Origin of the sequence: Bradyrhizobium sp. 2TAF36 (genome assembly GCF_052114925.1) — a bacterium.
Classification (GTDB): domain Bacteria; phylum Pseudomonadota; class Alphaproteobacteria; order Rhizobiales; family Xanthobacteraceae; genus Bradyrhizobium; species Bradyrhizobium barranii.
Window position 1 is genome coordinate 69,662 of sequence record NZ_JBFRFR010000021.1, and the last position, 22,804, is coordinate 92,465.

Annotated in this window: 20 protein-coding genes; 8 read left to right on the top strand and 12 right to left on the bottom strand. The window is 63.5% G+C overall.

All coding sequences use genetic code 11. The annotated features are described in order from the left end of the window. Window positions 1–209 precede the first annotated feature (209 nt). The 3 genes from AB4Z51_RS14055 to AB4Z51_RS14065 all read left to right on the top strand — a co-directional run bounded on the left by AB4Z51_RS14055 (window position 210) and on the right by AB4Z51_RS14065 (window position 4,871). Window positions 210–2,003, top strand: coding sequence for a caspase family protein (locus tag AB4Z51_RS14055; protein WP_441497576.1), 1,794 nt, complete (start codon window positions 210–212; stop codon window positions 2,001–2,003). A gap of 430 nt (window positions 2,004–2,433) precedes the next feature. Then, window positions 2,434–2,994: a hypothetical protein gene (locus AB4Z51_RS14060; protein ID WP_135214251.1), complete on the top strand. Its 561-nt coding sequence runs from the start codon at window positions 2,434–2,436 to the stop codon at window positions 2,992–2,994. Window positions 2,995–4,088: 1,094 nt separating this feature from the next. Then, window positions 4,089–4,871 carry a response regulator transcription factor gene (locus AB4Z51_RS14065; RefSeq protein ID WP_135214253.1) on the top strand — a complete coding sequence of 261 codons (783 nt, stop codon included), beginning with the start codon at window positions 4,089–4,091 and terminating at the stop codon, window positions 4,869–4,871. 56 nt (window positions 4,872–4,927) lie between these two features. On the opposite strand, the gene AB4Z51_RS14070 is transcribed toward AB4Z51_RS14065, so the two are convergent. From AB4Z51_RS14070 to AB4Z51_RS14085, 4 genes are all read right to left on the bottom strand, one after another. Beyond that, on the bottom strand, window positions 4,928–6,400 hold the full coding sequence (locus AB4Z51_RS14070; RefSeq protein WP_135214254.1) for an HlyD family type I secretion periplasmic adaptor subunit: 1,473 nt from the start codon (window positions 6,398–6,400) through the stop codon (window positions 4,928–4,930). Beyond that, window positions 6,397–8,133, bottom strand: coding sequence for a type I secretion system permease/ATPase (locus AB4Z51_RS14075; protein WP_441497580.1), 1,737 nt, complete (start codon window positions 8,131–8,133; stop codon window positions 6,397–6,399). Before AB4Z51_RS14075 ends, AB4Z51_RS14070 begins: the two co-directional genes overlap by 4 nt. A 141-nt stretch (window positions 8,134–8,274) precedes the next feature. Continuing rightward, a complete protein-coding gene (locus AB4Z51_RS14080) occupies window positions 8,275–8,838 on the bottom strand; it encodes a hypothetical protein (protein ID WP_244623098.1) in 564 nt (187 codons plus the stop codon). Window positions 8,839–8,983: 145 nt separating this feature from the next. After that, complete coding sequence (locus AB4Z51_RS14085; RefSeq protein ID WP_441497577.1) at window positions 8,984–10,420, bottom strand: hypothetical protein; 1,437 nt, start codon at window positions 10,418–10,420, stop codon at window positions 8,984–8,986. 348 nt (window positions 10,421–10,768) lie between these two features. Between AB4Z51_RS14085 and AB4Z51_RS14090 the strand changes: the two genes are divergently transcribed. Continuing rightward, window positions 10,769–11,794 carry a hypothetical protein gene (locus AB4Z51_RS14090; RefSeq protein WP_135214257.1) on the top strand — a complete coding sequence of 342 codons (1,026 nt, stop codon included), beginning with the start codon at window positions 10,769–10,771 and terminating at the stop codon, window positions 11,792–11,794. Here AB4Z51_RS14090 and AB4Z51_RS14095 read toward each other — a convergent pair. Genes AB4Z51_RS14095 through mdcA form a run of 7 tightly spaced genes read right to left on the bottom strand, consistent with a single transcriptional unit; the run spans window position 11,734 to window position 17,766 of the window. Then, the gene (locus AB4Z51_RS14095; protein ID WP_084795019.1) at window positions 11,734–12,654 is read right to left on the bottom strand and encodes an acyltransferase domain-containing protein; all 921 of its coding nucleotides are present in this window, start codon (window positions 12,652–12,654) and stop codon (window positions 11,734–11,736) included. The two genes, AB4Z51_RS14090 and AB4Z51_RS14095, sit on opposite strands and share 61 nt — an antisense overlap. Beyond that, complete coding sequence (gene mdcB / locus AB4Z51_RS14100; protein WP_063981834.1) at window positions 12,654–13,517, bottom strand: triphosphoribosyl-dephospho-CoA synthase MdcB; 864 nt, start codon at window positions 13,515–13,517, stop codon at window positions 12,654–12,656. The genes AB4Z51_RS14095 and mdcB overlap by 1 nt, the downstream gene beginning before the upstream one ends. Then, the gene (gene mdcG, locus AB4Z51_RS14105) at window positions 13,514–14,161 is read right to left on the bottom strand and encodes a malonate decarboxylase holo-[acyl-carrier-protein] synthase (RefSeq protein WP_135214258.1); all 648 of its coding nucleotides are present in this window, start codon (window positions 14,159–14,161) and stop codon (window positions 13,514–13,516) included. Before mdcG ends, mdcB begins: the two co-directional genes overlap by 4 nt. Next, on the bottom strand, window positions 14,154–14,894 hold the full coding sequence (gene mdcE / locus AB4Z51_RS14110) for a biotin-independent malonate decarboxylase subunit gamma (protein WP_135214259.1): 741 nt from the start codon (window positions 14,892–14,894) through the stop codon (window positions 14,154–14,156). The genes mdcG and mdcE overlap by 8 nt, the downstream gene beginning before the upstream one ends. Then, a complete protein-coding gene (locus tag AB4Z51_RS14115) occupies window positions 14,881–15,795 on the bottom strand; it encodes a biotin-independent malonate decarboxylase subunit beta (protein WP_441497578.1) in 915 nt (304 codons plus the stop codon). The genes mdcE and AB4Z51_RS14115 overlap by 14 nt, the downstream gene beginning before the upstream one ends. After that, complete coding sequence (gene mdcC, locus AB4Z51_RS14120) at window positions 15,792–16,109, bottom strand: malonate decarboxylase acyl carrier protein (protein WP_071911406.1); 318 nt, start codon at window positions 16,107–16,109, stop codon at window positions 15,792–15,794. Before mdcC ends, AB4Z51_RS14115 begins: the two co-directional genes overlap by 4 nt. A gap of 10 nt (window positions 16,110–16,119) precedes the next feature. Beyond that, window positions 16,120–17,766: a malonate decarboxylase subunit alpha gene (gene mdcA / locus AB4Z51_RS14125; protein WP_441497579.1), complete on the bottom strand. Its 1,647-nt coding sequence runs from the start codon at window positions 17,764–17,766 to the stop codon at window positions 16,120–16,122. Between the two features lie 193 nt (window positions 17,767–17,959). Here mdcA and madL point away from each other — a divergent pair, with 193 nt between their 5' ends. From madL to AB4Z51_RS14145, 4 genes are all read left to right on the top strand, one after another. After that, window positions 17,960–18,400: a malonate transporter subunit MadL gene (gene madL, locus AB4Z51_RS14130; protein WP_028149209.1), complete on the top strand. Its 441-nt coding sequence runs from the start codon at window positions 17,960–17,962 to the stop codon at window positions 18,398–18,400. After that, complete coding sequence (gene madM, locus AB4Z51_RS14135; protein WP_063981840.1) at window positions 18,397–19,161, top strand: malonate transporter subunit MadM; 765 nt, start codon at window positions 18,397–18,399, stop codon at window positions 19,159–19,161. The genes madL and madM overlap by 4 nt, the downstream gene beginning before the upstream one ends. Then, a complete protein-coding gene (locus tag AB4Z51_RS14140) occupies window positions 19,162–19,848 on the top strand; it encodes a GntR family transcriptional regulator (RefSeq protein ID WP_071911412.1) in 687 nt (228 codons plus the stop codon). 466 nt (window positions 19,849–20,314) lie between these two features. Then, window positions 20,315–21,463 (top strand): ABC transporter substrate-binding protein, encoded by a 1,149-nt coding sequence (locus tag AB4Z51_RS14145; protein ID WP_135214262.1) that lies wholly within the window; start codon window positions 20,315–20,317, stop codon window positions 21,461–21,463. Window positions 21,464–21,552: 89 nt separating this feature from the next. On the opposite strand, the gene AB4Z51_RS14150 is transcribed toward AB4Z51_RS14145, so the two are convergent. Beyond that, window positions 21,553–22,782: a Gfo/Idh/MocA family protein gene (locus tag AB4Z51_RS14150; RefSeq protein WP_135214263.1), complete on the bottom strand. Its 1,230-nt coding sequence runs from the start codon at window positions 22,780–22,782 to the stop codon at window positions 21,553–21,555. Between the last annotated feature and the right edge of the window lie 22 nt (window positions 22,783–22,804).

The window sequence follows — 22,804 nt, forward strand, 5'->3', positions numbered from 1 at the left end:
CAGTGATCTCGCTCGCTCAAAATCTGCCTCACTAGACGCCAGGCCCCTGGAGAGGTCAATTGGCTGGCCACATCTCCGGGCGCGGCCACACCAGCCAGTCCCATGCGGTTCCACATTCCGCGGACCTTCCGGATCGTCGAGTTGTCATTGAACCGAACCTGTCGTGGCGACACGAATGATAAAGCGCATAATTAAACAGTAGTACTGCCATGGGTTTGCACGGATTCGTGAATTTGCGCCGAATCTTGTCCCTTCTTCCTGTGCTGCTGCTCTTCTTCTGTCAGCCGGCATGGGCGGGGAATCGCGTCGCACTTGTCATTGGCAATTCTGCCTACAAAAACGCGGCGCCACTTTCGAATCCCGTCAATGACGCTGCGATTGTCGAGGCGACACTAAAGAACGCAGGTTTTGACGTTGTGCAAACCCGCCAGGATCTTCAGGCGATCGAGATGCGGCGCACGCTGCGCGATTTTGCCGATCAGGCTCGCGACGCAGATGTGGCCGTCATCTACTACGCCGGTCATGGTATGGAGATCGAAGGTACGAACTATCTGATCCCGGTCGACGCCACCCTCGAGCGCGATACGGATGTGTACGATGAGGCGTTTTCGCTCGATCGCGTCATGCTGGCCATTGAACCGGCAAGGCAGCTGCGGCTTGTGATCCTCGACGCTTGCCGCAACAATCCTTTCTCCGAAAAGATGAAACGGACGGTCGGCTCGCGGTCCATCAGCCGGGGCCTTGCCCGAATTGAGCCGGCGACGGCGAATACTCTGGTTGCCTTCGCCGCCAAGGCTGGCTCGACAGCGTCGGACGGCAACAGCAAGAACAGTCCCTACGCTGCCGCATTGGTCAAATATATCGGGACTCCGGGTCTGGATTTGCGCAGAGTGTTCGGCTTCGTTCGCGACGACGTCATGAAAGCGACGGGCAATCGGCAGGAGCCCTATGTTTACGGCACGCTTGGCGGCGACGACGTGCCGCTGGTGCCCGCCAAGGAAACAGCCAAGGAAACAGCCAAGGGGCCAACCAGGGAACCAGCCGGAGAACCAGCCAGGGAGGCAGCGAAGGAAGCTGCCCCATCGCCAACGCTGCGATCCGAAATACGGCGCGACTACGAGCTCGCGCTGCAGGTTGGCAACAAGGATGCACTGAACTTCTTCATCGTCCAGTATCCGGATGGTTACTACGCAAGTCTCGCAAAGCTTCAGCTCGCCAAAATCGATGCGGAGGAGAAGCGCGTTGCTGCGGCCGAAAAGGCGCGTCAGGCCGAGCAGGAGCAGGCGCGGCTCGTGAACGAGGGCGCACAACAGATGCAACTTGCCAAGGCTGCGTCGGATCTGAAGGCAGCGCAGGAAGCGCGGGCCGCCGCCGAGGCCGCCAAGGAAACCGCGCAGCATCAGGCTGCTCAAGCCGAACAAAGGCGTGTCGCGGCTGAAACGGCACCTGCCGCGAAGAACGCTGCACCATCAGCAACAGGTCAGCCGCAAGAGGCGAAGGCAAACACTGACACAAAAGTGGCAGCGCTCCCCAATCCACAGGCTCCCGTGCCGCCACCTTCGCCAGCCGAGCTGGCAAAATCGGTGCAAACCGAATTGCGCCGGGTCGGTTGCCTCACGGGATCGGCCAGTGGGGAGTGGGATGCGGCGTCGCGGCGCTCGCTTGAGCTGTTCAATCAAAGCGCCGGCACCAAGTTCGATACCAAGACCGCGAGCGCCGATGCGCTCGATGCGATCAAGCTCAAACCGGCGCGGGTTTGTCCTTTGATTTGCGGATCCGGCCTCAAGCGCGACGGCGATCGTTGTGTCAAGATTGCCTGCGCTGCGGGTTACTTTCTGAATGGCGACGATGAATGCGAGAAGCGCAAGGTCCGTCAGGCCCCGTCCGCAAGACTTGAACGAAGGGAGAGGGAAGCTGCTCCTGCAAGACCCGCAAGACCCGAGGCCAGCGCAAGCAACAAGCCGGAAGGCGGCGGAATGCCATTCATGTTCTTCCTGCCCTGAAGATTTCAGCCGATATCGTGTAGCGCCGTGTTCAAGCATGCCGTTCGAGTCTGCATCGGCCATTCTGAACGTAAGCCCGGCCCCAGTCTTTCCTTGCGGAGACTTCCGGGTCTTCGCGACACATTTTCCAGCTGGATTGGCCGACCCGCGCACCAGGGGCACATGCTCGTCTGACCCGATTCACGTTCAGTCGACGAGGCGGGCGAAACGTGGCTCGTTAGTCGCCGTTGTGGCTAACAAGGGTCAAACAAACCGCTCACGCGATTGCTGCCGCGAAAGCGCATAGGAACGCGAAGTGCGCATATGTGATTGCCCTCAGGCCGGCAGCTGTCGCCGTAGCTGAGGACCGGACAGCGTCTTTCCGGCCGTGACCATCTTCGAAAGACGGCGCAGGGAGATACGATCGCAATTTCGGACTTCGGAGAAGCTGATGCCCATTCCGTTGAGGATTTACATCACGCCATTTGCCGACAGGGGGGTCGTTGAGCCCGGGCAATGGAGCAGCGACGCGGCCAAGAAGGCGCTCGACGTGGTCAATACGATCTGGTCAAAGGCCAAGATCGCGTTCGTGATCAGCGATTGCTTGATGGAGAAGCCGCTCGACATGGCAAAGAGCGCGCGCAGCAATGATCAGCGATTGCTGGGTGTTCTTGCCTCTCGGCACGATCCGGACAATGCCATCCACATCTACCTCGTCAATTCGATTGAAAATCTATCTGCCGGCGGAAGTTCATACCCCAATAGCGAACCCGAGCCGGCAAGCTTCGTCCAGTGGTATGGCAATGACCACGCCAATGGACGCGCCTGGGCTCACGAGCTTGGTCATCTGATGAGCCTCGATCATGTCGAGATCGACTATTCCAATGAGAAGCAGGCGGCGCAACGCGTCAAGAACCTCATGACGAAAGGATTGAGCGCCGGCTCCGACTTGACTGGCCAGCAGATCGATGCAGCCAAGGGCTCAAAGCTGATCAAGCGATTTGGCGGATAAGTCGTCGGGCCGACCGCCGAAGTCGCCGTCGTCCTGCAGATCGCGTGTCCGAAGCGGGGGAACGTCCTCCTCGCGTGGCGATCTCCGCCGAATTCAGAAAAACGACTACATTGTGGCAATCGGCGCGGTCATTTCGGCACGGGTCTGGAGCCCGATCTAATCCGCCCATCCAGGCATGGGCCGGACAACGGCGCGCGCTTAATGGGCGCTTAATGCTTTTGCGCAACAGATAGATCACCAGCGCGGAATTAGTCCTAGTTACGAGTGCGAGCCGAGCTCCCGGAGGAGGGGAATCGGATGGGACTGCTTTTTGTCGGAGTGCTGGCGGGAGTCCTGATCGGCTTTGGCTGGTTTGCGCCTTCCCGAGGGTATTTCCTCGGATGCGCGTCACGACCCTGTTTCGCTGTCGCCCAACCCGCGCCGCCAATGCCGACGGCGTTGGCGCAAGAGCCTGCGGCTGTCAGATCGAGTTCCGCAACGCTGGCAAGGCCCGGCAAGACATCATCTCCGAAATCTCCGAAGAAACGCGGATCGACCGACCTTGCCAAAGCGGCGTCCCCGCGGACGAGCATCAGCGTCCCGGCATCCGAACGGCCCGCGGAAATGCCGGACCCTGCTCTGGACAAGGCGAAGGTTGCGATCGCGACGCAGATGAGGGGGCCGGAAACGGTCGAACTCAGCGACGTGAAGCGCGCAATGCGAAAGAACATGTTTGGACGCCCCGTGGATACGATTTGCGGCCGCGTGAAAGGAAGAAGCGCGTCAGGCGGCGAGACTGGCGAGAGGCCGTTCCTGTATCTCGTGAAGGAGGATGAAGCATATGTCGTCGACGGCAAGTCAGGGTCGGCGGCATCAACGGCGTATCGAAATATCTGCAATTAGGGATGCGTCGACTGCGCCACCGCGCGGTACACGCCCAGATGATTTGAGCGGAAAGAATTTCCCCCCAGGTGTCGAGTGATCCCGCAGTGGATACGGCACTAACGCGGCACTGCGCCGCTCTCGTGATGATGCATTCAGGATGAATGCAGCAGCAGGGGAGACGCAATACGGAATGGGAATATCGCGGAGGTTCTTTTCATCTCGAGGACATCATGCACGACATAACCAACACTTCAAAACGGCTTAATGAATCCCTTCATTTGCCGGTTCTGGTGATCATCGAGCCGCTCCTGTTGCCTCGTACATGCATTCTGCACGTCCTCAGGCGGGAGCTGGACGAACTTGAGATCCTTGACATGGCATCGGTCCAAGGCCTGGACTGCACGTCAGCCCGCGATGTTCGTCTGGTGCTGCTGAGTATCGCGGACAAGCCCATCGGCGATCCCTCGGTTGAGGACGATCTCGCCTTCGTTGCGGAGTGTTGTCCCAACGCCGCCACTGTGGTCCTGTCAAACCACGAGGACGAGCCGACCGTGCAGGCCGCGATGCAGCGGGGCGTGCGCGGCTTTCTTTCCACCTCGCTACCGATCGAGATCGCCATAGCCGGCCTGCGCCTTGTTCTTGTCGGCGGCGCCTACAGGCCGTTGCCCGTGGCCGGGATGAACAGGATACCGGATTTCGAGCCGCCGGATGCGCGCGGGCTCGCGCCCGCATATCTGATGAACGAGGGAGCCAGAGTGGCTATCGACAGGAGTGTGACCGATCTCACGCCTCGTGAGCTACAGGTTCTCGCGGAACTGGAGCTCGGCCTGCCCAACAAGCTGATCGCCGCCAAATTGGGCCTGTCGGAAAGCACGGTCAAAATGCACATTCAGCATATCATGAGGAAATGTGCCGCTCACAATCGCACGGAGGCCGTGCTCCGCTGGCGCGGCCGGTTGCCCGCGCCGAGTCGCGATCACGTCCCCGGCGTGGCTCTCATGCCGGAGACCTAATGCATGATCCGGACCCGGAAAGGCGCGATGACGATTCACCCGAATCTCATCGCGCTTCAGTCCTCTCTGAATGCACCACGGAAGCTGTCGAGCAGGGGCCTGAGCGCGTAGAGAGCCACGGTGCCGCGCCCCGTCGTGATGAACACCTGAACCGGCATGCCGGGGACGATCTGGATGTCGTTCGCGACGATCTGTCCGTCGTCGATCCGGATCCTGGTCGCGTAGTATGGCTGGTCGGTACGCTTGTCGAGCAGCCGGTCTGCGGATACGTGCACGACGGTTCCCTTCAGGCGAGGCACGCGACGCTGATTGTACGGTACGAGTTGAACCTCGGCATTGAGGCCGGGATGAACCACATCGATGTCCTCGGGCCTCAGGCGCGCGGTCACGACGAGACGGTCTTGCCGGGGCACCAGGTCCATGAGCGGAGCGCCCGCTCCGATGACGCCGCCGGCCGTATGAACCCGCAGATCGGTTATCACGCCGTCCTCGGGCGCCTTGATCTCCGTTCGCGATAGCTGATCCCTGGCCGCAAGCAACCGCTCGCGGAGCTGGAATATCTGGTTCTGTGCTTCACGAAGCGACTGTGCGATCTCGTTCTGCCTCTCGCTCTCGAGCTTGAACAAGGTGGCCTGCTGTTCGCTGATGACCTGCCCGGCGCGGGCAATCTGCGCGGCGATCTCGCCGCGGCGGCCCTCAACGTCGGCCAGCTCCCGCTGCAGGTTCAGCAGCCGCGGCCGCCGTTCGAGTCCCTTGTTGACGAGGGTCGCGACCATATCCAGTTCCTCCCGAACGATGTCGACCCGTTGCCCGGTGGCGGTTTCCTGAGCCTTGAGACCTTCGATCTCCTTCTCGACTTGACGCCTTCGTTCGCGAATGACCGCAAGCTGCGACTCGTGAACCTGGAGGCGTGCCTGAAAAATGAATTGCTGCGCCGACACCGCGGCGGCCGCCACCTCGCTCTGCCTGCTGTCCTGTTCCAGCGCGTCCGGGATTGCGATCCTCTCGAATCTCTGCTGCTCGGCTTGAAGCCGTGCGGCACGAGCAGCGGCATCCCAGAATTGGCCTTGGAGGCTTTGCATCTCCGAGCCGGCCCGGGTGTCGTCCAGCTCGATCAGCGTTTGGCCGCTGCGCACGATATCGCCATCCGAAACCAGGATCTTCCTGATGATGCCGCCTTCCAGATGCTGAATCGTCTTGCGGCTCGATTCCGATTCCACGACGCCGGAGGCGATCGCGGCGCTCTCGAGAGGCGCGAGGCTCGCCCATGTCCCAAGCCCTAGCATGAAGCAGAGCACCAGCAGATTGCCCGCGACGGTGATACCGCGAAGCCTTCCGCGCGGAGAGGTCGGCGTGGGCGTCGAACACCATGGAAATTCCAGAGGCTCGAAATCGTCGATTGCGGTCACCACGACGCCAGATCGCCGGGCGGGCAGGGGGCTCGCCGGCGCTCGCATGAGCTGGTCCCAGATCATGGGAAGTCTCGATACGGCGGGATGCGTCCATATGGTGAGAGAGTTCCAGATCATGGCGCAATCTGCGAAGTAACCTGGGGGCGGCTCAGGTGCCGTTCAAAGATGTCCTCGCTGTCGCCGAACGCGGYGACCGCGCCGCCCTCCATGATGGCAATCTTGTCCGTGGCGGCGAGGAGACCCATCCGGTGAGTGACGACGACAAGGATGACGCCTGCGAGCTTCATGTGCTCGATGGCATCCAGGAGCATTCGCTCGCCCCCGTAGTCGAGGCTGGCGTTGGGTTCGTCGAGAACGACGAGGCGTGGACTGCCGAAAAAGGCGCGGGCGAGACCGAGGCGCTGCCGATACCCGCGCGAGAAGGTTGCTTCGCTCTGAACCACCGTGTCGTACCCCAGCGGCAGGCCCATGATCGCCCCATGGATACCGACGAGCTTGGCCGCTTCGATGACTTTCCGTCGGTCGGCATCTTCAAGGCGTGCGATGATGTCGTTGATCGTGTCGCCGAGCAGGTTGATGTCCTGGGGGAGATATCCGAGGCGGTCGCCGCTTCGGCCCTCGCGAAGCAGCGAGACGTCAGTATTGTCGAGGAGGATACGGCCATGCGTTGGCATCGACAGCCCGGCGATCACCTGGCCGAGCAAGGACTTGCCTGACCCGGACGGACCGATGATGCCAAGGCATTCTCCGGGCATGAGGCTGAGCGAGACACCGTTCAGCAGAAGACGGTTGGTCCCCGCAAGCCTCACGTCAACATTGTCGACGACGAGGCCGCTTCGCGCCTGCGGCGGAGAAACCTCCGCGTTCTGCTGCCGGGTGACGGGGAATGCGGCGAGAAGCGCGCCGAGCCGCTGACAGGCGCTCACGGCCGTCACGAGTGATTTCCAGCCTGCGACCGCACTTTCGACCGGCGCGAGCGCACGGCCGAACATCAGCGTGGCAGCAAAGATGATGGCCGGACTCTTCCCGTGATCGAGGACGAGCCATGCGGCAGCCCCCATGATCAAGACCTGCGACAGCGCGCGAACCGGCTTGGTGGCCAGCGAGACGATCTCGCCTCGCCGGAGTGCCACATCGTGCTCTCTGCGGGCGTGCTGCGCGTCACGGTGGATCATGCGCGCAGCGCTATCGAACATTCCCATGGCGCGGATCATGTGGATGTTGCTCGCTGCAGTCTGGAGGCGGCCGCAGCTTCTGGACAGCGCGGCGCCGGATCTGAGCAGAACGTCTTCCGTGACCAGCTCACCGGCAACTGTGAGCGCGAACAGGAAGGCGACGCAACAGGCGCCCACCACGCCAAGCAGGGGATGGATCAGAAAGAGCACAAGGAGGAACAAGGGCGCCCAGAGCGCGTCGAACAGCATCGGACATGCGCCGGACTCGACGAACTGGCGCAGCACGGTGAGATCCCGATATGCGCCCGACGCTTGCGTCCAATCGCTGCGAAGCGCCGATTCGAGGCCGGCCGAAAGCACGCAAGGACGAAGGCGATCGTCGAGCCAGGCGCCAAGGCGTCCCAGGACGGCGCGCCGCAACGCATCGAACACGCCGCCGACGACCACTGTGATCGCGACAATGAGCGTGAGCAGGAGCAAGGTGTCGCCACTCCGGCTCGACAACACCCGGTCGTAGATCTGAAGAAGATAGATCGAGGGCGCAAACAGGAGCAGGTTGTAGCTGCAGCTATACGCGAATACGAGACCGAGCGGTCCCGCGCAGGACCGGAGGGCCGCGTGCAGTGGCGTCCTGATCTGCGGCAGGATAGGCAACCGAATGGGCGGCATCAGCATGATCGTCACCGCCTGAAATCGAGGTCCGGCGCACTTGACCGATGGCCAACGCAATCCGGCAACGGCATCGGTAGATCATTGGCGTGAAATCCAGGACCGGCGGCCGCGGCCGCCGGTCCCGCCAGTCGGACGAGCGGCTGGTTAGAGCGTATCGAGATGGAAGGTCACTCCGCCACCCCATGCGAAGTTGCCGTCTCCGCCATCGCCGCCGATGCCGGCCACAACTTCCTGGTGCTGGTCCACCATGACCTTGTTGATCTGGGTGGCATCCGTATTGGCGTAGACCTTGGAGGTATCGTAGCCGCTGTAGGATTTTTGGCTTCCGTTCGACTCGGCGTCTCCGCCATGGGCCTTCGAAAAATACGAGGCCTTGGCGTTTGCGCCGCCGGCATCCCAATCCGCCGTTTGTTTGACGTGATCGCCGGTGTTCACGTGCACGTCGGCACCTTCCGCCTTGTTGGTCGGATCGTAGTTGACAGTCGGCTTGCTGATGATGGCTCCCTTGAAAGTACCGTCGCCGCCATTTCCGGCACTTTGACCACCGGTGTCGATCGATTTGACTTTGATCGTATCCGAGATGTTGATTGCCTTTGGCATCATTTGAGGCCTCCGTCGGTTTGTTGGCTGTCGTGCAACATCCATCCCGATCAGGCGGACGCGCGCGGCAAGTCTGGTCCGCCCGCGCGCGATGGCGATAGATGTCAAATCGGACACCATCCGGTTTGGTGGGCCTACGTACGAAAGTACGACATTTCGTCAGGAGACGCGCCTCTGCGCGGGCTTTGCATGCGAAGAGTGGCGACGGCGCGTGCCGCGATGCGATCGGCTATGCGAGCGATGCGACGTTTCGCTATGCCACCAGGTGAAGATCCGACAAGAGATGCGCGGCATCGCCACCCAGTGCGAGATTGCCGTGGCCGCCGTCCCCGCCAACGCCGGCGATCTGGACCGCACTCTGGTCGATGTGCACGTTGTTGACCTGATCGGCTACGGCCGTCGAATGGGGACCTGCGATTGCGATGTTGATGGGTGCATAGATCGCGACGCTGACGTCGATCAGACTGCCGGCAAAATAGCCGTTGCCGCCATTGCCTGCGCTGTTCGAGCCGGTCGCGATCGTATCGGAACCGCCCCACAGATTATGGGAAAGAAGGCTTGCATGGCCGCCCGCTGCGGCGTTGTCGTTGCCGCCGTGCCCGCCAATGCCAGCGATCTGAACCGCGGATTGATCCACGGAGACATCATTTATCTGGACCGCGTAAGTGCTGGAACCATAGCCCGCGATTGCGATGTTGATCGGGTTGTACACTACAAACGAGGTATGGACGAGTTCACCGTAGAACACGCCGTCACCGCCATTGCCGGCCTGGCTTCCGCCCGTTTGAACGCCAAAGACGCCGCCTCCGTTGCTTGATCCCCAGCTGGGGTCGAGCGTCATGACGCTGCCGCCGGCGGCCAAATTGCCATGTCCGCCACTTCCGCCGACGCCCGCGATCTGAGTGGCCGATTGATCGATATCCACCGTGTTCGATTGACTTGCATGCGCAGTGCCGCCCGAGGCCGCCACCGCAATATTGATCGGATGATAGATCACCACGGGAGCGTCCACGATCGCACCCGAGAAATAGCCACTGCCGCCGTTTCCGGCGCCGTTGTCGCCGCTCGCGATCAGGCCGGCGCCTAAGGACGTACTGACGCTGCCTCCCGATGCAATGTTGTCATTGCCGCCATGGCCGCCGACGCCGGCCATCTGAAAGGCGGACTGATCGACATTCAAATTGTTGGACTGGTTGGCCAGGGCGACCGAGCCGTATCCCAAGCTCACCGAGATGTTGATCGGTTGATAGATCAACAGGGACGCGTGAATGATGCTTCCGTAGAAGTAGCCATCTCCGCCGTTTCCGGCCGTGTTGGCTCCGCTCTCGACCGCAGCAATGCCCATCCCGGGATGTGATGCGCCGGAAGCGGGCGTGGTGGACGAAGCATCCAGGCCCGCCGCAGCGTGGTTGCCGACGTGGCCGCCCGTGTCGCCCACCGACGTGGGATGTTTGGATTGAATCGGGTCGGAGTCATTGTGCTGGGTGTTCGCGCTCGCGGGGTGCGCTCCAGAATCTGCAAATTGACCTGCAAACGGGCGGGGACCATGGACCAGGGCGCCACCGCCAACCGCGTCAGTCAGGAACGGTGCGCTCGGTGCCGGACCCGCTTCGTCGTCACCATCGTACCCATCGTGGCGATGGGAGGCGTGATGCAGCCGGATTGCATCCGACATCCGCGAAAAATCCATCGTAGCCTCCCTCATCGCAATCGCTCCGCGCGATCGGACGGGTTCTGCACTCCGGACAGACTGTCATCCCGGGAAGGTCGAATGCCCAGTCGTCAGTTCGGATATAGCGCTTCGTCTGGCACCAGTAACATCGGCTACATCCGTTCGGGTAAACAGCCTTTGCAACTTTGCGTGGGCCGATGCTTGAAAGTGCGACCTTGAGGGGATGGCGAAAATGGACAATCGAGCTGACGGCCAGATCGCCTGCGGCCAAAATGAATCCACGGCGTTGCCGGATTTAGGTCGCATTGCGACCTAGGTCACGGCCAACGCTCCCGTCCGGGCAGGGGCGCAACACCGGGGTTTTCCATGTCCGGTCATTTGCGAGTTTATTGCGCCGCTTTTACGCTTATTGCAGGTCTCTCGACATCATCCGCGTTTTCGACGCCTCTTTCCGAACTCTTCAATGCCGGTCCCGCCACAGCCCCTGCGCCCGCTTCCGCGGAAGCAGAGTGCTTGACGCGGCCCGGCAAGTCGACCGCCGATGGCCAGCACTGGGTCTATCGGGTGGAAGGCCAGCGCAGATGCTGGTTCCAGATCGCCGAAGGAACTGAGAGGGCGAAGAAGCTGGTTCAGCAACGCGCCACCAAACATCGTGTCGCCGCGGCCGAAGAGAACCAGACCGCGGCGCGCAAGCGGAAGACGGTGGTGGATGCGCGCGCGGAGCTGCCGCGCTCCGCACCTGCGGATACGTCCCGGCCGAGCCCGTCCGTGCCCGCGCAGGTGGTTGATGCCAGTCCCGTCCTCGCCACCGGGATCGCAACCCGCGCGTCGCCGGCCCCCCTTTCCAAACGCGACCGGCTCACGGCCGACGAGATCACGCCGCGCCAGGTCGACGTGGAGGCACTCCTTGCGGCGGCGCCAGCCGCCAGTGACGTGGTTGCCGCCTCGGCGGCGCCGCTCGCCTTTTCCGCCGCAGAGGCGGGCGATGACGGACGGGTTTGGACCTGGCTTGGCATGCTGCTGATGGCTTTGGGGCTTGTCTCCGTCTTGAGCGCGAGTCTAACCATTCGGTGGGCCGCGCTGCTGCCCCAGCTATTATTCGCTTGCCAGCGGCGAGTTGACGCCAGCAGGCAGAATGGGCCTCGAGCTCCCTGGCGGCGCGGCTCCCTGGTTTGGGCCCAACAGGACTTATGGGGCAATGCCTGGCGTCGCTCAACACCACAGCTTTCAGCACCGATCGCGGTGAGTATCTGGAGGCTTCTCTTGTCGAGGGCGAGTTCTCTCGAGAAATTTCATGCGTTCGCTCAATCGCGAGCCGCCGGGCGCCCTGCCTATTCGGAAACAACCCAGTTTCGCAGACCATCGATCGTGCGAAATCCGTCGGCGGCGTAGCAGCGGATCGATGGATGGAAGCCTTGCGTCATCTCGGCAAGCGCGTGTCCTGGACCGAGGTCCAGGACTTGATCGACCCCGAGCTCTACGAGAGCCTCCAGCGTCGCCGCCCAGTCGATCGGGCGCGCGATCTGGCATGCGAGCTTTGCTGTCGCATCGGTCACGGAGAAGATGCGCTCGCCGCCATCCCCTGCGAGGAGGGTTCGTTGGTCTGCGACAGGAGCGCGTCTGCTGGTCGCAAGCGCTTGCTGCAAGGGCGTGCAGGCCGGTTCGAGACGCGTCGTATGCGAGGCGATTTTGACGGCGAGAAGACCGGCGCGGGCGGCGCCCTGTGTCGTCGCCTCCTGACAGAGGGCGATGACATCGCACTCCGCGCCTCCAACCACGACAAGAAGGCCGGGATTCCTGATTGCGATCTCGCAGCGGTGCGTCTCGAGCAGGTGTTCGAGCGTGGCTCGTTCGAGCCCGCGGACATAGCCGAGCCGCCCATCCGGCCCCGCCACGCCGTCCATCAATCGGGCGCGGATATCGGTCAGTCGCAACGCTTCGGCGGCGGTCCATATTCCCGCAACGCTCCAGGCCGCCATCTCGCCGACGCTGTAGCCCGTGACAGCGGTGCCCTCAGTCAGCAAGTCCGCGATACAGGCGTGGATCGCGAGCGCCGATGTGACGGTTAGGATCTGGCTGGCATGGTTGGCGGACAGCTCGTCCGCGCGGCGCGTCCTTATGAACTTCCGCGGATCTTCGCCGAGACAAGCGGTCGCAGCGGCGAAGACCGATTCCGCAGCAGGCCGATCGGCGACGAGATCGAAGATATTGTCCGACAGGGTGCCTTGTCCGCCGCAGAGCAGTGCAAGCATCAGGGGGCCAGCCGATCGACGAAGAGAGCGTCCACAAACAGAGCCATGGCGAGCAGATCTGCCGATCCGCCCGGACTGAGATTGCGCGCGACGAACGCCTGGTGAATGCCGTCGGCGTGCTTGCGCCAGCCTGGGCAACCGATTCCGCCTGCGGCAAGGAATGCGGATGCGCTGGCCTGCGCGAAGCGCAATCCGTCAACTCCGCCCCTGTGCAACAGATTGGTGTCGGCAACATCTGCGATCAGCGCCATGCAGGTCTGAACCCGAACCGCCTCCTCATCCCGAGGCGCGAGCGTCCGCGCCGCATGCAGCGCGGGAAGGGCGATGTCATAGACGGAGGGGAAGCCACAAGCCGCTTCCGCCCTGGCGCCGCCGGCGCCGTAGCGACGTGACGCCACGGCGCCGTGGCTACGCAGGGATATCGGGCCTGCGTAGATGGCGTCGCCCCAACGTTGCGACACCAATTCGCCGAGCGGCTTGCGGATACCGAGAGCGCCGCGATACCCGGCCGCGGCGCAGAGCAGACCCAGTCCGAAGATCGCGCCGCGATGCGTGTTCACACCTGAGGTCGCCGCCAACATCGCGCGCTCCGCCGCAACCCCGATCGCGCGCAACCGGTCCATGCCGGCGCCCTCGGCGCCCGCGGCTGCGAGGTCGTGGAAGAACGGAGCCAGCGTGTCGGCGCTTCGGCACAGGAGCCCGGCGTCCATATCGCGATGCGCGCCGTTGTCGACGTGGCTGACGAGCCCCGGCTTCGGATAGGTCTCGACTTCGAGCTTCAGGCACAGCGATGCGAGATGACCGAGCTGCTCCGCGCGGAGCGCGCGTTGCGGCGGCGCTTGCCATCTCAGCGCGACATTCATGACGCGCCACCGGCGAGAAACGCCGCACGCGTGGTGACATGAACGCCGGCCGCGCCTTTGACGAGGACTTCGTCCTCGTCAGCGCCGGTCAGCTCGCGCCATTGCACGCCGCCGGCGTGATAGACGATCTCGCCGTCGAGCCGCATCGGCGCCGTCTCTCCGATCCGCGCGATGTCGGACGGCAGGGTGATCGCGTGCCTCGCCGACGACAGCGGCCAGAGCAGGTCGAGGTCCGACCCATCGGACAGATAGGGCAGGCCGGTGAGATGCTGCCAGGCCAGACTGCCGTACGTGCGCGTCTCAGGCAGAAGGCGGACGAGCAGGTCGATGGTCTGGCGCCACGACGCCGGCGCGGCTGCTGCCGTATCCGCCAGCAATGGCGGCGGAGCATGCGCGATGAGTTCGCCGGGGGCGAGCGCGACCGCGATACGCCGCTTGCCGTGGCTCGGCGGCAGCGGCAGGCCAAGCGGAATCATGCCTGCGGGGTCGTTGCAGGCCGGCCTGCGAACCACGAGCGGGCGGCCGGTGCGCGCCCAGCCCTCGATAATCGGCTCGCTGGCGAGCGCGGGATTTCGGCTCATCGCGGCGGCCCACCCGGTGGCCGAGGCCGTCACCATCGTATGGCGCTGGAGGGCTTCAGCCATGTTGCGCCCCCTCATGCGCGGCTGCCGCGAGCGTGACAACCCGATCGGCGATCTCGGCCGCCTTCCGCCGGCCGCCACGCTCGGCGCCGAGCCGGGCGCGATCGTCCTGTCCCTGCGGCCGTTGCAGCACGGCCGCAAGCTGCGGCGCCAAAGGCGCATTTTCATCCCAGACGGCGTGAATGCCGCCGGTCTGCACCATGTTGTCGAGGCCAGGCGCGAACACCGGCGTCGCTTCCGCCTTGGCCTTCAGCACATCGATCGGCAGCTTGGTGACCCGCGCCATCGACGGCAGATCCATCACGGCGGGATGCGCTCCGGGCAGCGCCACCAGCGTAGCCGTGGCGAGCGCGGTGGCGATGAACGCACCGGCCGCGCTGCCACCATAGAGCAGGCCGACGGTGCGGTGTCCCTCGGCTTCCGCCAGCAGCAGGGTCTTGGCGAGATGCGACAGATACTCACTGAGGCCAAGCAACTCGTCGCGCTTGCTCATGCGCTGGCTCGACGAATCCACCAGGACCAGGATCGGCGCACGATCGCCGGATTTGACGATCTCGATCACGTGGCCTGCGAGCACGATCGCCTCATCGACACCGAGCGGCTGACCCTGCGTGATGCCCAGCACGTGGACGGGACCTCCACCGGGCAGGATCGCCTGTCCCGCGATCATCGCGCCCGTGGTTGCGATCTTGCTGCCGTTTGGAAAGAGACTGGCCAGGATTTCATCGAGCGTCATCGGCGTTCTCCCTGTTGTCTGCCGCGCGAAGAAATGCGCCGGTCGGAAGTGCGGGAATCTGAGTCGGCTGGTCGATGCTGAGCGTCTGCCAGATCTCGATGGCGTCCTCGGCCTCGCCGAAACGCTGCAATCGCCGCTCGAGGCGCGTCTGCTCGGCTTCGAGCACCGCCACGTCGCATCGTCTGTTGGCTTTGAGCGCGTCGACCGCCGCCTGACGAAACGCCTGCGCCTCGTCGTCGACGAACGCATCAGCGCCGCCGATGAGGTAACGGTGTTTGCYGCCCATGGTGCGCCACACCAGCGCGCGATCGCGCGAGTCGAACTCCTCGATGCCCTTGTTGGTCTCGATCACCTCGGGGCCGCTGACACTGAGCCGGCCTTGTTCCGAGATGATCAGGTGCGAACAGGTGCCGGCGATCAGGCTGCCGCCGCCATAACAGCCGGCACGGCCGCCGATCAGGCCGACCACGTGGATGCCGGCGCGCCGTGCCTCGATGATCGCGCGCATGATCTCGGCGATGGCGAGCTCGCCCGCATTGGCTTCCTGAAGCCGCACGCCGCCGGTGTCGAACAGGATCAGTACGTCCTGATGAAGCGCACGCGCGGCACGCAAGAGGCCCGTGAGCTTGGCGCCATGGATCTCGCCGAAGGCACCGCCCATGAAGCGTCCCTCCTGCGCCGCGACGAGCACGGGCGCGCCGTCCAGACGGCCGCGGCCGACGACGATGCCGTCGTCGAACTGTTCCGGCAGGTCGAAGATCGCCAGATGCGGGCTCATCTCGCGCAGCTCGGGGCCGTTGAGTTCGGTAAAGCTGCCGGCGTCGACGAGCGCGTCGATGCGCTGGCGGGCGCTGGCCTCGTACCAGCTCAGCAAATTGGCGTCGGCTGTGACGGCTGTCAACGTTCCGGCTCCTCGATCTTGCGGACGCCTTGCGCAAGGCGCAGCGCCACTGTGTCGGGCCTGGCTCCGCCGTCATTGATGGAAATGCGCAAGCCCCCGGCGGAGCGGCGGGCGACGAAGTCGCGGACCACGGCGTCCCAGACCATGCCGAAGCCATGAGCAGCCGTTGCGATGTCGATGGTGCAGACATCTGCCGGCGAGACGCGTTCCAGCAGGACTTCGAGATTGCCGGAGGCGACGACGCCGACGATCGCCTGGGTGCGAGTGCCGCCGGCGCATCTCGGGGCAGTCAGTCTGAAGCTGAGCTTTTCCATGCAAAACTCCTCACCAATTGCGGAAGCGGCTGGGCGGGCGGTAGAGACCGCCGGAGGCCAGCATGAGGTCCTTGATCGAGCGGGCCGCCAGCAGGCGCCGGTCGGCGTCGAGCGGATCGATGCCGAGATCCTCGGGGCGCTGGATCACGCCGCGCTGCCTGAGCTGTTCGACCAGCTTCGCATCACGCGCGCGTCCGATATCGGTGTAGCCGGCAACGCCGCGGATCGCCTGCTCGCGCTCGTCCTTGCTGCGGCACATCAAGAGGTTGGCGATGCCTTCCTCGGTGACGATGTGGGTGACGTCGTCCGAGTAAACCATCACCGGCGCGAGATCGAGCTTGAGCTCGCGCGCCAGATYGAGCGCATCGAGCCGCTCGACGAACAGCGGCGCATTGCGATCGCCGAAGGTCTCGCCGATCTGCACCACCAGCTTGCGGCCGCGGCGCAGCGCCGCGTTGGAATCGGGATCGGCTTCGGCGCCGGCCTTGAGCCAGGGTTCGCTCGGGTGGCGCCGGCCGCGCGGATCGGAGCCCATGTTGGGCGCACCGCCGAAGCCGGCGATGCGGCTGGTCGTCACCGTCGAGCTGTGGCCCTCGAGGTCGATCTGGAGCGTCGATCCGATGAACATGTCGCAGGCATAGAGGCCCGCCGTCTGGCAGAAGGCGCGGTTCGATCGCAGCGAGCCGTCGGACCCGGTGAAGAAGACGTCGGAACGCGCCGCGACGTAATCCTCCATGCCGACTTCCGAGCCGAAACAGTGGATCTGGTCGACCCAGCCGGATTCGATCGCCGGAATGATCGTGGGATGCGGGTTGAGCGCGAAATGGGTGCAGATCTTGCCCTTGAGGCCGAGCCTCTCGCCATAAGTCGGCAGCAGCAGCTCGATCGCGGCGGTGTTGAAGCCGATGCCATGGTTGAGCCGGCGCACGCCGTAGGGCGCGTAGATGCCCTTGATCGCGAGCATTGCGGTCAGGATCTGGGTCTCGGTGATCGCGGCCGGGTCGCGGGTGAAGAGCGGCTCGACATAGAAGGGGCGGCCGGCCTCGACCACGAAATGCACGAGGTCGCCGGGAATATCGACGCGCGGCACCTTGTCGACGATTTCGGTGACCTGCGCCACGACGAGACCGTTCTTATAGCTCGTCGCCTCGACCACCGTCGGCGTGTCTTCGGTGTTCGGCCCCGTATAGAGATTGCCGTCCTTGTCGGCGCTCACCGCCGCGATGAGTGCGACATTCGGCGTGAGATCGATGAAATACCGGGCGAACAGCTCGAGGTATGTGTGCACGGCCCCGAGCTCGATCTTGCGGCCGAACAGCATGCGCGCGATGCGGGCCGCTTGCGGCCCCGAATAGGAGAAGTCGAGCCGTCGCGCGATTCCCTTGTCGAAGATGTCGAGATGGGCGGGCAGGACCACCCCCGACTGCACCATGTGCAGGTCATGGACATCCTGGGGGTCGAGGTTCGCGAGCGCCGAGGCGAGGATGTCGGCCTGCTTCTGATTATCGCCCTCCAGGCAAACCCGGTCCCCTGACCAGATCACCGCCCTCAGGAATGCAGGCAGGTTCGCAATGGGCACCATCTTGCCCTTCGCGTGCTGGCCGCCGGCCGCCAGGCGCTCCGCCAGGGCGGCCTTTTGCATACCCCAATCGCTCATTTCGGCTCCTTGGCATGCGGGGTTGGCTTTCGATTGCCTAAATGTATGCGTATTGCTCTCAAATGTCAATTAGTGCATGCATAAACCCATAAGCGATGGATATTCGCATACACAGGAGGGAATTTACGATGCGAATGCATGCAGATAGTCCAAGTCCTGGGGATCGTGCCCTGCTCGCCGAGGGGAGGCGCCCGTGACCATTTCCGGCGTAGCGCTGCTCGCGATCTGCACCCTCTTAGGGGGCCTGCTGGGGGACCTGCTCGGCGTCGCCCTCGGCGTGAAGGCCAATGTCGGCGGCGTGGGCATCGCCATGATGTTCTTGATCGCGGCCCGGCTCTGGCTGGTGCGGCACGGCATACTCAGCCACGGGCTCAAGACCGGCGTCGAGTTCTGGGGCAGCTTCTACATTCCGATCGTGGTCGCCATGGCCGCGCAGCAGAACGTGGTCGCCGCGGCAAAAGGCGGTCCGATCGTCGTCATTGCGGGGATCGGCGCGGTCGCGGTGTGTTTCGCGATGGTGGCCCTGATCGGCCGGTTCAGCGGTCGTGTCGAGACCATGGACGAGATCGAGGCGCGAGAGGCCGAGGCGCTCGCTGCACCTGTGCCCCACTTCAAGTCCGGGAGGATCGGATGATCATGATGTCTCACATTCTCGCCGCCAATGCGCTGATCACTGCGTTCGCGGTCGTCGGAATCCTGATGTGGATCTCCGGAGCGATCTCGAAATATCTCACCTTCGGGCGCATTCACGCCTCGGCGATCGCGATCATGCTGGGCCTTGCGCTAGCCTTTTGGGGAGGCATCTCCACCGGCGGCGAGAAGGGCGTGGCCGACCTGCCGGCCCTAGCCGGGATCGGCCTGATGGGTGGAGCGATGCTGCGCGATTTCGCCATCGTCGCAACCGCCTTCGAGGTCGATGTCGTCCACGCGCGCAAGGCCGGGGTGATCGGTGCGGTCGCACTCGGACTGGGAACGGTGGTGCCGTTCATTCTCGGCGTGTTCGTCGCCGCGGCGTTTGGCTACACTGACGCGGAATCGCTGACGACGATCGGCGCCGGTGCGGTCACCTACATCGTGGGCCCGGTCACGGGTGCGGCGATCGGCGCATCCTCACCGGTTATTGCGCTCTCGATCGCGACCGGTGTATTCAAGGCAGTGATCGTCATGATCGGCACGCCCTTTGTGGCGAAGATGATCGGCCTGAACAATCCGCGTAGCGCGATGGTGTTCGGCGGCTTGATGGGAACGGTCAGCGGCGTGTCTGGAGGGTTGGCGGCGACGGACCGGCGTCTGGTGCCCTATGGTGCGCTGACGGCGACATTCCACACCGGGCTCGGATGCCTGGTCGCGCCCTCGATCCTTTACTTCGCGGTGCGCGCGATCACGGGAGGCTGAATGGCAGAAGTATTGAAGGTCGCAGTCGACGCGGAGGACGATGGCGGGCTGCTCTCCGATCGCATCCGGAATGCGCTCACGGACGAGATTGCCTCAGGTGCGCTCGTCGCCGGTTCGGCCCTGGAAGAGCAGCAGCTTGCCGATCGTTTTGGAGCTTCCCGCACGCCGGTGCGGGAGGCGCTTCGCCAACTCGTGGTCAGCGGCCTCGTCGAGGTGCGCGGCCGCCGCGGCCTCGTCGTTGCGCGGATGACGCCGGAGCGCATCATGGACATGTTCGAGACCAGCGCCGAGGTGGAAGCCATGTGCGTCAGGCTCGCGACCTACCGCATGACCCCGCTCGAGCGGAGCCATCTGATCGAACTCCATGACGCCTCGTTGAAGATGGTCGAGGCCAACGATGTCGATGCCTATGACACGTTCAACCGCGAATTCCACGAATGCATCTATCGCGCAACGCACAACTCGTTTCTCGCCGAGCAGGCGCAGGACGTGCGTTCGCGGCTCAGCGCCTTCCGCCGCACCCAATTGCGGCAGGGCGATCGCATTCGCAAGTCCCGCGACGAGCATGACGCCATCATGCAGGCGATCGCGGAAGGTGACGGAGAGACTGCCGCGCGCCGAATGCGTGCGCACATGCTGAATGCCGCGTCCGCACTCAGGCGCTACATCGATGATCGCCTCGGCTGAGTAGCCCGATCGCACGATCGGGCCGATAGCATGACCGCATCCGGCGGCCGCAGGCATGGACCATTGGTAAGGTCGCGTGCCCATTCTGCCTGATCGAGGCGCGCCGCGCTCGCATCGCGCCGAGCGGCTTGAGCGCGGCGTCAAATATTTCTACATCCACTCAGATCCGTTCCTGCGTGCCGGTTTGACAGGTATCAGGAAGCTGTTAGGCCAATAGTCCGAAGCAAAACATACGCAACGAACCGTACTCCTGCGGCTTGGGCCGGCGCCTGGCTTGAGACGCGGGTCCTTGTCCCTAGGCATAGGGACAGACACGGCCCTGCAATCCGCTTAGGGTCGCTCGTCTGGTTGCTCGTAACCCCGGGACAGGGCCAGAATATCGGACGATCTCCTCCGGGGCGTTGATGCTGCCCCGCGGGGTCCGATGCAACCAGCCGAAGCACTGGGGCGGACAGGGAGGAGCTGTATGACGATCGGTTTCACGCGCGTTTGTCTTGTTGTGGCCTGCGTACTTTATGGATGCGCGGCGCACGCGGAAATCAAAGTCGGAATTGTGATTTCGGCCACTGGCCCGGGATCTGCGTTGGGGCAACCCCAGCTCAAGACTGTCGCAGCTCTGCCAAAAGAGATCGGCGGAGAGAAGGCGACCTACATCATCCTGGACGACGAGTCTGATTCCACCAAAGGGATCCAGAACGCGCGCCGGCTCGTGATCCAGGACAAGGTCGACGTGCTGGTCGGGTCTTCTCTGACGCCGGTGACCATGCCGATGCTCGACGTCGCGCTGGAGTCGAAGACGCCGCTGCTATCGCTTGCGGCCGCCACCGCCATCGTTCAGCCGCTGGACGACAAGCGGGCCTGGGCCTTCAAGGTCGTCCCCAACGATGACCTGATGGCGAGCGCCATTCTCAAATACATCGCGAAATCCGGCGCGAAGACGCTTGGCTTTATCGGTGTTTCGGATGGGTATGGCGAAGGTTACTATAAGGAGGTGAGCCGCCTTGCGCCGACCTTGGGCCTGACGGTGACGACACATGAAGTCTACGCGCGTGCGGATACCAGCGTCACCGGCCAGGCGTTGAAGGTGATGTCGACGAATCCTGACGCCGTCTTCATTGCTTCTGCTGGCACACCGGCGGTCCTGCCGCAGCAGGCGCTCCGTGAGCGCGGATACACCGGAAAGATCTTCCAGACGCATGGCGTAGCCAGCGAGGAGTTCATCAAGCTCGGAGGCGCGACCGTCGAAGGCGCTATTTTCGCCGGCGAGGCCTTTACCGTTGCGGCCGATCTTCCGGCGGGAGACCCGTTCCGTCACGCGACGGAGCAGTTCGTGACGGCCTATGAGGCGGTGAACGGTCAGAAGCCCAATATGTTCGCGGCTCACCTCTGGGATGTCGTCGCGCTGATCGGGAAAGCTGCTCCGAACGCGCTGAAGACGACGAAGCCGGGTACGCCCGAGTTTCGTGCAGCTCTGCGGGACGAACTCGAGCGCGGGGAGAACATCTATCTCAACAACGGGCTGTCGAACATGAGCAAGACCGACCACAACGGCTATGATGAACGCTCAGCCTTTTTGATCAAGGTCGAGGGCGGGAAGTTCCGCTTGGCGAAATAGCAGCGCGCCATCCTCGGGAAGACGCGATGTTGAAGCCGAGCTTCTTGTCGGTGATCTCGACTCGTCAGCCTGCAGGACAGGGCACGCCGTCAGCGCGCCACGAGAGGGACATAGTGCTCGAGTTCGGGATCCGGGAAATGGATGGTCCGGCCAAGCTCCGCGGAGCGATAGAGCCCCATAAGCATTTCCATGACGCCGACCCCGTCATCGAAGGTTTCTGCCGGACTCATGCCCCGCCTGAATGCCTCCACCATATGGCGGTTCTCGTCGGTGTAGCCGTAGATGCCGGCTTCGTCCTCGACTACCGGCATCAGACCTTGCTCGGAATTCTGCTTCTCGACGAGATCCTCGCCCTCTGATCCGCTGATCGCGCGGGAGAGGAAGACCTTGAGGCCAGTCGAGAGCGAGGAGAACTCCATCGAATATTCGGGACCAAGCAGTTCAAGCTGGATGCGCAAGCCCGCGCCGACATACGCCCATGAGGTTGTCGCCTCGATCATCAATTGATTCCCGTCGGTATCTTCCATCGAAAGTATCCCGCGCGCGAAATCTTCGACCGGACGTTTGGTGAAATCGACCCCCATTCGCCTCTTGAGGTCGGCAGCGTAGTGGGGGCGCGTCCATTTGAGATTGGCCGTCGTGGCGCTGGCACTGACCAGCCGTAGGGAGTCGCGCTTTGCGCCTGGCGCGGTCAGCATGAAGCGTGCGACCTCGACTGAATGGCACATCATGTCGGAGAGCACGCCCCCTCCTTGCTTGTCGCCTTGCCAGAACCATGGCTCGTGCGGTCCTGAATGCTCCTCGGCGGCACGCGCGAGATAGGGGCGTCCACTTCCGGGTACGGCTCGCCGCCAGATGATGTCCTTGCCGCGCATCACCGCGGTCGAGAAAAGCTGGTTCTCCAGATAACCGTGAAGCAGGCCTGCATCTTCGACGAGCCTGCGCATCTCCCGTGCTTCGGCAAGCGTGCGGGCGAGTGGCTTTTCGCAGGCGATGGCGCGCAGGGGAGCCCCGGCCTTGGTCACGCGGTGGATCTCGCGCATGATGTCGAGACGGCTGTCGTTCGGCGTCAACAGCCAAAGCGCGTCGACCTCGCCGGACATTGCCATCGCCTCGATGCTGTCAAACACATGCGCCGGCCCAAGGCCAAGATTGCGCGCCTTGTCGGCGATGCGCGTCCGTCGCTCGGCGGAACGGCTGTAGACGCCGCCGACGCTGACGTTGCGCACGCCGAGCATGGACTGCAGATGGAACGCGGCGATGAAGCCGCTGCCGACAAGGCCGATGCGCAGCATTGGAAGTTCCGTGAGCTTCTGCATGTCAGAGACCTCCTTCAATGAA